Genomic DNA, 12,564 nt, shown 5'->3' with positions numbered 1-12,564 from the left:
CCGGCGACGCGCTGCTACTTCAGCAGCCGCGAGAGGCGACGATCCGCGAGCGGCTTGCCGCCCGTCTGGCAGGTCGGGCAGTACTCCATCGAGCGGTCCGCGAAGAAGACGCTGCGGATGGTGTCGCCGCACACCGGGCACGTCTCCCCGCGGCGCGCGTGCACCTGCATCCCTCGGCGCTTCGCGTCCTTGAGGTCGGCGGGAGGTTTGCCGGAGGCCGCCTCGACCGCGTCGGTGAGAGTGGTCCGCATCGCGGCGTACAGGCGATCGATCTCCTCGTCGCCGAGCTTGTCGGCGATCGCATACGGCGACATCCGCGCGGCGTGCAGGATCTCGTCGGAGTACGCATTGCCGATGCCGGCGATCACGCCCTGATCACGCAGCAGCCCCTTGATCTGGGTCCGTCGCCCCTGGAGCAGTCCACCGAACACCTCGCGCGTGAACGACTCGTCGAGTGGATCCGGCCCGAGGCGGGCGATGCCGGGGACCTCCTCGGGGTCCCGCACGACGTAGACGGCGAGCGACTTCTTGGTGCCGGCCTCGGTGAGGTCGAATCCGCTCTCGTCGTCGAGGCCGACCCGGACGGCGATGGGCGACTTGCCCGGTTTGATCGGCGTCGCCGGCAGGGTCTCGTACCAGCGCAGCCAGCCGGCCTTCGCCAGATGGAACACCAGGTGCAGGTCGTCTCCACACGAGAGCACGATGAACTTCCCCCGTCTGGTCGCGGCGGTGATCACGGCTCCGTGCAATGCGGTGTTCGGTGGATCGTACGTCTTCAGCGCCGCGATCGCGCCGACGCTCGTACGGATGATCGTGCGCCCCACGGCGCGTTCGGTGAGGAACGCGGTCAGGCCCTGGACCTCCGGCATCTCAGGCATGCGCCCATCCTGCCACCCGCCTCCGACGCTCGACTAGAGCACCGGCCAGTGCACCGGTGTGCGGTCATCGGCGCGGAGGAGGCCGGCGAACCAGCCGTCGTCTCGGCCACGCGTGCTCGTGAGCGCCTGGCGGGCGAACCCCTCGTAGCGGAACCCGAGTGCCCGCGCCGACCGCGCGGACGCGACGTTGCCAGCGACCGCGCGCCAGCCCAGCCGTGCGAGACCGAGCTCGTCGAAGCCCCAGTCGACGACGGCCCGTGCGGCCTCGACGAGGTAGCCGTTGCCGCGAGCAGACGCCGCCACCCAGAATCCGAGCTCGGCATGACCGCCGGTGTGGTGGGAGACGATGTGGTGGAGTCCGATCGAGGCGACGAGCCCGCCGTCGCGGTAGGCGCACCAGATCGTCTCGCTGCCGTCGGCCCACCATTCGCCGATGAGCCGCACATACTCCTCGGCGTCGGCACGCGTGTACGGGCTCGGGACCGTCGTCCAGCGGGGGATCTCCGGATCCTGGCAGGCCGCGGTGATCGCGTCGATGTCGGACTCGTCTGGCACGTGCAGGACGAGCCGCTCGGTGGTGAGAGTGACACGTTCCATCCCGGCATCCTACGGCTCGCGCAGTGCCTGTCCGCGCTGGTTCCGATGCCGGTGTCGGCGGCCGCGGCTAGGCTTGTCCGGTGACTGTGCCGGGGATTCTGCGCGCCTTGGAAGAGGCATCTCTTTTTCGTGACGCCCTGACGTGGGCCCAGACGGATGCCGATCTCGGCCTCGTCGACGGGCTCGATGCGCCGGCGCTCGCCGGGCTGCTCGAGAAGCGTCGTGCAGCGGGGCATCCGCCGGCTCTCCTCACCGTCGTGCCCACCGGTCGGCGGGCGGAGAGTCTCGCCGGGGCGCTCACCGCCTACCTCCCCGAGGCCGAGGTCGTCACGTTCCCGGCCTGGGAGACGCTGCCCCACGAGCGGCTGAGCCCGAGTCCCGACACGGTCGGCCAGCGCCTGCAGACCCTGCGGCGCATCGCCGAGTGGACGGGCGAGCACCCGCTCGTCGTCGTGGCCTCCGTGCGGGCGGCCCTGCAGCCCATCGCCGGGAACCTCGGCGAGATCGCCCCGCTCGAGCTGCGCACCGCCAGCCGCGGTCACGAGCTCGACCGTGTGGTCGAGCAGCTGGTCGAGCGCGCCTACTCGCGCGTCGACATGGTGTCGCGCCGCGGTGAATTCGCGGTGCGCGGCGGCATCCTCGACGTGTTCCCCGCCATCTCGGAGCATCCGTTCCGCGTCGAGTTCTTCGGCGACGAGATCGACCAGATCCGCGCCTTCTCCGTCGCGGATCAGCGCTCGCTCCCCGGAGACGTCGACGGGGTCGATCTGCCGCCGAGCCGCGAGCTGCTGCTGACTCCTGATGTCCGCGACCGCGCCAGGGCGCTGATCGGCGGTTTCCCCGCGATCGCCGGAATGCTCGAGAAGATGGCCGAGGGCATCCCCGTCGAGGGCATGGAGTCGCTGCTGCCCGCCGTCTCCGGTCCGCTGAAGTCGCTGGCCGAGTACCTGCCGGAGGGCAGCGCGACCGCCGTCGTCGACCCCGAGCGGTCCAGCGCCCGCGCCATCACGCTGGGGGAGACCAACCGCGAGTTCCTCGATGCCGCCTGGAGCGCGGCCACCTCGGGCGCCTCTGCACCCATCGACCTCGGCGCCGGTGACTTCCTGACCATCGGCCGCCTCCGCGAGGTCGTGCGCGAGCGCGGCGGCGTCTGGTGGCGGCTGAGCCCGTTCGCGATGGGAGGGGAGGATGCCGAGACCATCGACGCCCAGGTCATCCCGTCTTTCCACGGCAACGTCGACGGCGCCATCTCCTTCGTCGATGCCAAGGTGGCCGAGGGCTGGCGCGTGGTGGTCATCGCGGCCGGTGCCGGACTCGTCGACCGCGCCCGTGACGTGCTCTCCGACCGCGGCATCGCCGCGCGCATCGTCTCCGAGCTGACCGACGCACCGGACACGGGCGTCGCGACGCTCGTCACAGGATCCGTCGAGGCGGGTTTCCAGGTCGCCGAGGCGAAGCTCGCCGTCCTCACCGACAACGAGTTCTACGGTCGGACCATCGGTGGAGACCAGCGTGTCGTCAAGAAGCTGGCCTCCCGCCGCAAGAACGTCGTCGACCCGCTGCAGCTCAAGCAGGGCGATTTCGTCGTGCACAACACCCACGGCATCGGCCGGTTCGTCGAGATGACCCAGCGCGAGGTGTCGACCGGTGGGCGCAACGCCACCAAGTCGGTGCGCGACTACCTGGTGCTCGAGTACGCGCCGTCCAAGCGCGGGTACCCCGGTGACAAGCTCTACGTGCCCACCGACCAGCTCGACCTGCTCTCGAAGTACGTCGGCGGCGAGGGCCCGACCCTCTCGAAGATGGGCGGCAGCGACTGGTCGCAGGCCAAGGGCAAGGCCCGCAAGGCCGTGCGCGACATCGCGGTCGAGCTCGTGAAGCTGTACTCGGCGCGGATGAGCGCCAAGGGGCACGCGTTCGGTCCTGACACCCCCTGGCAGCGCGAGCTCGAGGAGGCGTTCCCGTTCGCCGAGACACCCGACCAGCTGCAGACGATCGACGAGATCAAGGCCGACATGGAACGGCCGATCCCGATGGACCGTCTGCTCTCGGGCGACGTCGGCTTCGGCAAGACCGAGGTCGCCGTGCGTGCGGCGTTCAAGGCGATCCAGGATGGCAAGCAGGTCGCGATGCTGGTGCCGACGACGCTGCTCGTGAAGCAGCATCTCGAGACCTTCACCGAGCGCTTCGCGGGCTTCCCGGTGAAGGTCCGTCCGCTGTCGCGCTTCCAGACCGACAAGGAGGCTCGTCTCACCCTCGACGGCCTGCTCGACGGCACGGTCGACATGGTGATCGGCACGCACCGCATCCTCACGGATCAGGTGATGTTCAAGGACCTCGGCCTGATGATCATCGACGAGGAGCAGCGCTTCGGGGTCGAGCACAAGGACACCCTCAAGAAGATGAAGACGAACGTCGACATCCTCGCGATGAGCGCGACCCCGATCCCGCGCACGCTCGAGATGGCGGTCACCGGCATCCGCGAGATGTCCACGCTCGCCACCCCTCCGGAAGACCGGCATCCGATCCTCTCGTTCGTGGGTCCGCGCAGCGACAAGCAGATCACCGCGGCGATCCGACGCGAGATCCTCCGCGAGGGCCAGGTGTTCTTCGTTCACAACCGGGTGCAGTCGATCCAGCGGGTGGCGGCGCAGCTCGCGGAACTCGTGCCCGAGGCGCGCATCGCGGTGGCCCACGGTCAGATGGGGGAGCATGCTCTCGAGCAGGTCGTCGACGACTTCTGGGAGCGCAAGTTCGACGTGCTCGTCTCGACCACGATCATCGAGACGGGTCTCGACATCTCGAACGCGAACACGATCATCATCGACCGTGCCGACAAGTACGGGCTCAGCCAGCTGCACCAGCTGCGCGGACGCGTCGGGCGAGGTCGTGAGCGGGCTTACGCCTACTTCCTGTACGACGAGATGAAACCGCTCAGCGAGACGGCGGCCGACCGGCTCCAGACGATCGCGGTGAACAACGATCTCGGGTCGGGGATGCAGGTGGCCCTCAAGGACCTCGAGCTGCGAGGTGCCGGCAACCTGCTCGGCGGCGAGCAGGCGGGTCACATCGCCGGTGTCGGGTTCGATCTGTACCTGCGCATGATCGGCGAGGCCGTGGCGACCTTCCGCGGCGAGGACGTCGAGTCCGGACAGGAGCTGCGACTGGAGCTGCCTCTGGATGCCCGCATCCCCGAGTACTACATCGACAGCGAGCGGCTGCGTCTCGAGGCGTACCAGAAGCTGTCGGCGGCCTCGACCGCGACGACGAAGGACGATGCGATCGATCTGGTGATCGACGAGCTCACCGACCGCTACGGCACGCCGCCGGACGAGGTCGCGGGACTCATCGCCGTCGCGCGGCTGCGCCGGAGGGCGGCCAGGGCCGGGCTCGCCGACGTCGTCGTGATGGGGTCGAACCTGCGCATCGCTCCCGCTCGTCTCGAGGACTCGATCAAGGTGCGCCTGCAGAGGCTGTATCCGAAGGCGAAGCTCGTGGCCGGGGGCGAGGCGCTCGTCGTGCCGATGCCCACCGTGCCCGCCGCGGTGGGCGTGGGCCTCGAACCGCTGCCGGATGCCGAGCTGCTGGAGTGGGTGAACCAGCTGTTCACCGCGATCTTCCCGGAGCCGGCCAAGGTCGAGTAGCGCCGGGGCGCGCTCAGCTCGGCGGGGGAGGTGTCGCCAGGTACAGGAGGTTCGCGTCGGGGTCGTGCACCTGTGCGACGCGCTCACCCCACGGCATGTCCTCCGGCGCGGCGACCGACTCGGTGCCCGCCGCGATCGCGTCGGTGAAGGCCCGACCGGCATCGTCGGTGTAGATCCACACGGCGATCGCCTCGCCGCGGGGGATGTCGTGTTCCAGTCCGATCCCGAGCGTCCCGCCGCCCACGGTGAGGGCGACGTACACGTCGACCCCGTCCTGCTCGAACCTGTACCGGACCTCGGCACCGAAGGCGGCCTCGTAGAAGCGGGTCAGACGGGGCAGGTCGCCGGTGCGGAGGATCGGGAACAGACTCGACACGGTCATACCGGCAGGGTAGGTCGGCCGATCCGCCCGGTCAACGGGTGTTCCGTCGACGGTGGGCACAGCTTCGGAGCATCCCTTCGACACCCCGGTGTTCGAGTGGATGCCGCGGCGCGCCGCCCGCAGCATCCGAAGCTGTGCCCGGTGCGGGGAGTCGGAGTCGGAGTAGGAGGGGGGAGGGGGAGGGGAGGCGAGAGAGGGGCGTGTGCGCACGGCGCTCGCCGCACTACGCTGGCGTCATGTTGTACGAGCACCTCGGGGCTCGCCCCCGGATCCATGACACCGCCGTCGTCGCTCCCACCGCCGTGATCTCCGGCGATGTCGAGATCGGCCCCGGCTGCCAAGTGCTGCACGGCGCCGTGATCACCGCCGAGGGCGGTCCGATCGTCATCGGCGCGCACGTGATCGTGATGGAGAACGCGCTCATCCGCGCGACCGCTGCGAACGCGGTGCACATCGGATCTCATACCCTCGTGGGCACTCTGGCGAGCATCGCCGGCGCGACCGTCGGCGAAGAGGTGTTCTTCGCCTCGGGGGCCCGGATCTTCAACGGCGCGCTGGTGGGCGACCGGTGCGAGGTGCGGGTGAACGCGATCGTGCACCGGCGCGCGGTGCTGCCCTCCGGCACGGTGGTGCCGATCGGCTGGGTCGCCGTCGGCGACCCGGTGCAGCTGTTCTCGCCCGACAGGGAGGCCGAGATCTCGGCCGCTCAACCGGAACTCGACTTCCCCGGGCACGTGTTCGGCGTCGACCGGGACACTCCTGACCTGATGGTCCAGCTGACCGAGCGCTACGGCAGCTCGCTGGCCCGGCATGCCGACGACGTACCCCTCGACCACGACGGCCGCGCGGCGGGCCGAGGGTGAGCGCGGACACCGGACTCGTCCGACCCGATGTCAGCACGGCCGATGCCGCGCTGATCGCACGGGAGTGCTACGGCATCGACGCTGTGGCGAGCGAGCTCGGCAGCAACCAGGACCGCAATTTCGTGCTCGTCGAGGAGGACGGGTCGCGCAGCGTGCTGCGGGTGGACAATCCGGTCTTCGGCGACGACGCGCGCGATGCGCAGCACCAGGCGCTCGACGCGTACCGGGCAGCCGGGGTTCCGGTTCCCGCAGTGCTCCCCGGCCTCGACCGAGCGCTGACCCAACGATGGCGCGGTTTCGCCGTTCGTCGCAGCGAATTCGCCGAGGGGGAGCCGCTGGTGGATGCCGGGTACCTCGCCCCCGTCGTGCTCGCCGAGTTCGGCACTCTGGCCGCCGCGTCCGTGAACGCGCTCGCCGGTCTGACACATCCGGGTCTCGATCGCGAGCAGATGTGGGACATGCGCGTCGCGTACGAGCAGACGACGGCCCTCGCCCCGGCGATCACCGACGCTGCGCTGCGCTCGCGGGTGCGGATGGCGGCTGAGGAGGCCCACGCGGCGCTGTCTGTCGTCGCCGCTGCCTTGCCGGTGCAGCCGATCCACGGCGATCTCACCGACGACAACGTCACCGGACGTCGTGGGGCCGACACCCGGCTGCATCCGCACATCGTGCTCGATCTCGGGGACCTCGCGACGGGGTGGCGGGTGGCGGAGCTCGCGGTGTGCGTCTCGTCGATGCTGCATCACGAACCGGATCGCCCGCTGCGGGTGCTCGAGACCATCGCCGCCTTCCACGCCGACGCTCCGCTGTCCCGCGAGGAGGCTCTAGGGGTGTGGCCTCTCGTCGTGCTGCGGGCAGCCCTCCTCGTCGCCAGCGGCTGGCGACAGCTCGAGATCGACGGCGACAACGACTACGCCCGTGAGCGGATCGAGGGGGAGCAGGCGATCTTCGACGCAGCGACCGCCCTGCCGCTCGTCGAGGCGACCGAGCATGTGCTGGAAAGGCTCGGGTTCGACTCTGCGGAGTTCGATCCGTTCGCGGCCGACGCGGCGGACGACGGGCCGCGCTCCGTGAAGTCCGAGTCGGGGGCTCCAGCGCCGGACGAGTCAGCGCCGGACGAGTCAGCGCCGGACGAGGTGGGCGATTCCGTCGTGGGCGATTCAGCGGCGGACGACGCCCGGTTCGCGCTCTCGACGCTGCTCCCGGACCTCGACGGTCGCGTCGTCGTCGTCGATCCCGGCGTCGAGGCCGAGGGACTGGATGCCGGCCGCTGGGCGCATCCGGACGCCGAGTCGCGTCTCGTGGCGGAGGCTCACGCGCAGGGTGCTCGTGCGGCCGTGGTGCCCTACGGGGTGTTCCGGCTCACCCGCACGACGATCGACACCGCGACCCCGGGCGCGACCTGGCCCGTCGAGACCGAGGTGCATGTCGCGCCTGGCCCTTCGTCGCGCATGCTCGCGCCGGTCGCCGGGGAGCTGAAGATCACCGAGAGCGGGGTGCGGATGGTGCTCGACAATGGGTGGCTGCTCGAGCTCCGCGGCGCAGACATCGAGCCGAGTCGCAGCGGACGGATCGAGAGGGGCGAGAGCATCGGCCGCCTCGCCGCGTCCTTCGAGAACCGGACGATCGTCATCGGACTGAGACGAGGGGATGCTCCCTCACTCGCCGCACCCTCACCCGGTGCGCCGATCGCCGCGCACCTCGTGGCTCCCGAGCGCGTCTCCGCCTGGCGCCGCCTCACTGCGGATCCCGCTCCGATCCTCGGCCTCGACGGCCGGGTCCAGCGGGACGAGGCGGAGGAGGAGCTCCACCGCCGGCAGCGGATCTTCGCCGAGGCGCAGGAGCGGTACTACGAGCACCCTCCTCAGATCGAGCGCGGCTGGCGCCATCACCTGATCGACACCACCGGCCGCAGCTACATCGACATGGTGAACAATGTCGCGGGACTCGGCCACGCTCATCCCGGCGTCGCCCGAGCAGCCGCTCGACAGCTGGGGAGCCTCGCGACGAACTCGCGATTCCTGTTCCGCGGCCTCGCCGAGTACAGCGAACGGCTCGTCGCTCTGATGCCGGAGGGGTCGGGGCTCGACACGGTGCTGCTGGTCAACAGCGGATCCGAGGCCGTGGATCTCGCGATCCACCTGGCCCAGGCCGCCACAGGGAGACGCACCGTGATCGCGCTCCGCGAGGCGTACCACGGCTGGACCATGGCGAGCGATGCGGTCACGACCAGCGCCTACGACAATCCGGATGCGCTGGGCACGAGGCCCGACTGGGTGCACGTCGCCGACGTGCCCAACCCCTTCCGGGGCACGTATCGCGGCGACGACACGGCCGCGCAGTACCTTGTGGACCTCTCGAGCGACCTCGACGTGCTCGCTGCGGAGGGGAGGGATCCGGCCGCCTTCCTCTGCGAGTCGATCCTGGGCAACGCGGGCGGCGTGGTGCTGCCGCACGGGTATCTCGCCGGCGCATACGACCGGGTGCGCGAGAGCGGCGGCCTCTGCATCGCCGACGAGGTGCAGGTGGGCTTCGGCCGCATGGGATCGTCGTTCTGGGGATTCGAGCAGTCGGGCGTCGTGCCCGACATCGTCACGATCGCGAAGCCCATGGGCAACGGCTATCCCATCGGCGCCGTGATCACCTCGAGGCGCATCGCCGACGCGCTGAGCGCCCAGGGGCAGTTCTTCTCCTCGGCCGGCGGCAGCACACTCAGCTGCGCGGTCGGCCTGGCGGTGCTCGACGCGATGGTCGAGGACGACCTGCAGCGCAACGCACTCGCGGTGGGTGATCACCTCGCCGAGCAGCTGCGCACGCTGGCGCAGCGGCATCCGCTCATCGGACCGATCCACGGAGCCGGCCTCTATCTCGGCGTCGAACTCGTGCGCGACCACGAGACGATGGAGCCCGCGGATGCCGAGGCCGCCGCGATCTGCGAGCGGATGCGGGAGCTCGGCGTCATCGTCCTGACGACGAGCGAGCGCTCGAACGTGCTGAAGATCAAGCCGCCCCTGTGCCTCACGATCCAGAGCGCCGACCACGTCGTCGGGATGCTCGACCGCGTGCTGAGCGAGGGCTGGTGATCGACGGTCTGCTTCGAATCGCGCGTCGAACAGACGTGTTAAAAGCGTATTTCGAATCAGATCAGCTCTTCCGCTGACGAAACTCCCGGGTACATACTGAGCGTCAGCGTCGGACGACCCGAAGTCCGACCCGTGCGCTTTTCCCGAAGGAGTACACATGGCGATGAAGACGAAGCCGCTCGCACAGGGTGGCGGAACCCTCAGGCGCAATCTCGGTCTGTGGGCGATCGTGGGCCTCGGCCTCGGCTACATGACACCCACTGTGGTGTTCGACACGTTCGGCATGGTCGCCCGTGACACGGACAACGTCGTCCCCGCGGCATACCTCGTCGCCCTCGTGGTCATGGTCTTCACGGCCATCAGCTACGGCAAGATCTCCAGTGCCATCCCGAGTGCGGGTTCGGCGTACACCTATGTCCGCGAATCGATCCACCCCAACCTCGGGTTCATGGTCGGCTGGACGTCGCTGATCGACTACGTGCTGCTGCCGATGGTGAACTGCCTCATCATCCGCAGCTACCTCGAGGCGCTGTTCCCCGACATCCCTGGGTGGATCTGGGTCGTGCTCTACTGCATCCTCGTCACGAGCATCATCTACATGACCATGCGCGGCACCTCGAACCTCAACATGATCCTGCTGGTGTTCTCGATCGTCGTGATGGTCGTCTTCGTGGTCCTCGTGGTGGCGCAGCTGCTGCGGGGCGAGGGCGCCTCCACGATCGCCTCGGCCGCACCGTTCATCCATGACGGAGCGACGATGGGCGCGGTGCTCATGGGCGCCACCATCGTCTGCTTCTCCTTCATCGGATTCGACGCGGTCACCATGTACGCGGAGGAGGCGAAGGATCCCAAGGTCATGCCGAAGGCGATCCTCCTCACCGTGCTGCTCGGCGGCGCGATCTTCCTGACCGCCGCGTACGTCACCCAGCTCCGCTTCCCGGACTGGAACGAGTTCGCCCCCGGTGGCGACATGCAGTACGTCGAGGACTCGACGTTGCCGGTCATCGGCGAGCTCGTCGGCGGCAACGTGCTCATGGCGGTCCTCACGGCCGCAGGATTCTGCGCGACGCTCGCCTCGGGGCTCGCCTCACACGCGTCGGTGTCGCGAATGCTGCTCGTGATGGGACGCAACAACGTGCTGCCGCAGCGGGCATTCGGATACATCAATCCCCGCACCCACACGCCGACCTTCAACATCGTGCTCGTCGGCGCGATCTCGCTGCTCGCGATCCCGTTCACGCTCGAGCTGATCGCGGCGTGGATCAACTACGGCGCCCTCATCGCCTTCACGTTCGTGAACATCTCGGTGATCGCGTGGTTCGCGATCCGCAAGGGGATGCGCAGGACTCCCCGCGAGATCTTCAGCTACATCGTCATGCCCGGTATCGGAATGCTGCTGACCGGGCTGCTCTGGGTGAACCTGCACAGCGACGCGCTCACGGGCGGGCTCATCTGGACCGCGCTCGGCGTGATCTACCTGGCGATCATCACGAGGGGGTTCCGGAAGAAGGTCGTCGCGTTCGACGAGAACCAGGCGGTCACCGGCTTCAACAAGGTCGTCAAGGTGCCGGTCGACGAGATCTGAGACACTGGCATGCGGAAGAGCCGTCTACCTGGGGAGGGAGGCGGCTCTTCTCTCGTCTATCAGCATTCGCGGGCGTGCGCCTGACGTGCGGCGGAGCTCCGCCTCAGATGACTCCCTGAGCGAGCATGGCTCCGGCGACGCGCTCGAATCCGGCGATGTTCGCTCCGGCGACGTAGTCGCCTGCGACGTCGTACCGCTCGGCCGCCTCGAATGCGGCGCTGTGGATGTCGGCCATGATCTCGCGCAGCTTGTTCTCGCTCGCGTCGAAGCTCCAGCGCTGGCGGGAGGCGTTCTGGCTCATCTCCAGGGCGGAGGTCGCCACACCGCCGGCGTTCGCCGCCTTGCCCGGTGCGAAGAGCACGCCTGCGCTCTGGAACGCGTCGACCGCGCCTGGCACGCAGGGCATGTTCGCCCCCTCTGAGACCGCGCGCACGCCGTTGGCGATCAGCGCCTCGGCACCGGCGAGGTCGAGCTCGTTCTGCGTGGCCGAGGGCACGGCGATGTCGACCGGCACCTCCCAGACACTGCCGCCCTCGACGAAACGCGCGCTCGGACGGCGGTTCGCGTACTCGACGATGCGCGCGCGCTCGACCTCCTTGATCTGGCGGAGCAGGTCGACGTCGATGCCGGCGTCGTCCACGACGTAGCCGGAGGAGTCGGAGGCCGTCACGGCCGTGGCTCCGAGCTGCGATGCCTTCTGGATGGCGTAGATCGCGACGTTGCCCGAACCGGACACCCCGACGCGCTTGCCGTCGAGCGAGTCGCCGTGCACGCCGAGCATCTCCTGGGCGAAGAACACCGCGCCGTAGCCGGTGGCCTCGGTGCGCACCTCCGCGCCGCCCCAGCCCGTACCCTTGCCGGTGAACATGCCCGACTCGTGACGGTTGGTGATCTTGCGGTACTGGCCGAACAGGTAGCCGATCTCGCGTCCGCCGACGCCGATGTCTCCGGCCGGCACGTCGGTGTGCTCGCCGAGGTGGCGGTACAGCTCGCTCATGAACGACTGGCAGAACCGCATGATCTCCGCATCAGACCGGCCGTGGGGGTCGAAGTCCGAGCCGCCCTTGCCTCCGCCGATGCCCTGCCCGGTGAGGGCGTTCTTGAAGATCTGCTCGAAGCCGAGGAACTTGATGATCGACAGGTTGACCGAGGGGTGGAACCGCAGGCCGCCCTTATAAGGGCCGAGCACCGAGGAGAACTGGATGCGGTAGCCGCGGTTGACCTGCAGGCGTCCGGAGTCGTCGACCCACGGCACGCGGAACAGGATCTGACGCTCCGGCTCGACGAGTCGCTCCAGGATGCCGCCGTCGACGAACTGCGGAGTGCGCTCCAGCACCGGGGCGATCGAGTTCAGGACCTCGTGCACGGCCTGCTGGAACTCGGGCTCGTGAGGGCTGCGCGTGAGCACCGTGTCGAAGACGGGCTGCACGGTCGCAGCGAGCGGGTGGAAGTCGGCGGAAGACGAAGAGGTCACGCGGGGGCTTTCTGATCGGGGGAGGATGCTGCGTGCGATCGTGTCGCGTGAAGGGCGC

8 protein-coding genes are annotated in these 12,564 nt (G+C 69.1%); 4 read left to right on the top strand and 4 right to left on the bottom strand.

Annotated features, from left to right (window positions below; all coding sequences use genetic code 11):
* Positions 1–14 precede the first annotated feature (14 nt).
* The gene (locus tag BLW44_RS13380; RefSeq protein ID WP_074731826.1) at positions 15–878 is read right to left on the bottom strand and encodes an Fpg/Nei family DNA glycosylase; all 864 of its coding nucleotides are present in this window, start codon (positions 876–878) and stop codon (positions 15–17) included.
* Between the two features lie 33 nt (positions 879–911).
* Positions 912–1,475, bottom strand: a complete 564-nt coding sequence (locus BLW44_RS13375) for a GNAT family N-acetyltransferase (RefSeq protein WP_060928468.1) — start codon at positions 1,473–1,475, stop codon at positions 912–914.
* Positions 1,476–1,555: 80 nt separating this feature from the next.
* Between BLW44_RS13375 and mfd the strand changes: the two genes are divergently transcribed.
* Positions 1,556–5,119, top strand: coding sequence for a transcription-repair coupling factor (gene mfd, locus BLW44_RS13370; protein WP_060928467.1), 3,564 nt, complete (start codon positions 1,556–1,558; stop codon positions 5,117–5,119).
* 13 nt (positions 5,120–5,132) lie between these two features.
* Here mfd and BLW44_RS13365 read toward each other — a convergent pair whose 3' ends face one another.
* Positions 5,133–5,501, bottom strand: a complete 369-nt coding sequence (locus BLW44_RS13365) for a VOC family protein (RefSeq protein WP_060928466.1) — start codon at positions 5,499–5,501, stop codon at positions 5,133–5,135.
* Positions 5,502–5,737: 236 nt separating this feature from the next.
* Here BLW44_RS13365 and BLW44_RS13360 point away from each other — a divergent pair, with 236 nt between their 5' ends.
* The 3 genes from BLW44_RS13360 (at position 5,738) to BLW44_RS13350 (ending at position 11,032) form a co-directional block, all read left to right on the top strand.
* Positions 5,738–6,364, top strand: coding sequence for a gamma carbonic anhydrase family protein (locus BLW44_RS13360; RefSeq protein ID WP_060928473.1), 627 nt, complete (start codon positions 5,738–5,740; stop codon positions 6,362–6,364).
* Entirely contained in the window at positions 6,361–9,447 is a 3,087-nt protein-coding gene (locus BLW44_RS13355; RefSeq protein WP_060928465.1) for an aminotransferase, read from the top strand. Before BLW44_RS13360 ends, BLW44_RS13355 begins: the two co-directional genes overlap by 4 nt.
* Positions 9,448–9,604: 157 nt before the next feature.
* Entirely contained in the window at positions 9,605–11,032 is a 1,428-nt protein-coding gene (locus BLW44_RS13350; protein ID WP_174521382.1) for an APC family permease, read from the top strand.
* 103 nt (positions 11,033–11,135) lie between these two features.
* Here BLW44_RS13350 and gdhA read toward each other — a convergent pair whose 3' ends face one another.
* Positions 11,136–12,506, bottom strand: a complete 1,371-nt coding sequence (gdhA, locus tag BLW44_RS13345) for an NADP-specific glutamate dehydrogenase (RefSeq protein ID WP_060928464.1) — start codon at positions 12,504–12,506, stop codon at positions 11,136–11,138.
* Between the last annotated feature and the right edge of the window lie 58 nt (positions 12,507–12,564).

The organism is Microbacterium hydrocarbonoxydans, from assembly GCF_900105205.1.
GTDB lineage: Bacteria > Actinomycetota > Actinomycetes > Actinomycetales > Microbacteriaceae > Microbacterium > Microbacterium hydrocarbonoxydans.
The sequence above is the reverse complement of the archived record's forward strand: the minus strand, read 5'-3'. Positions and strand labels throughout refer to the sequence as shown.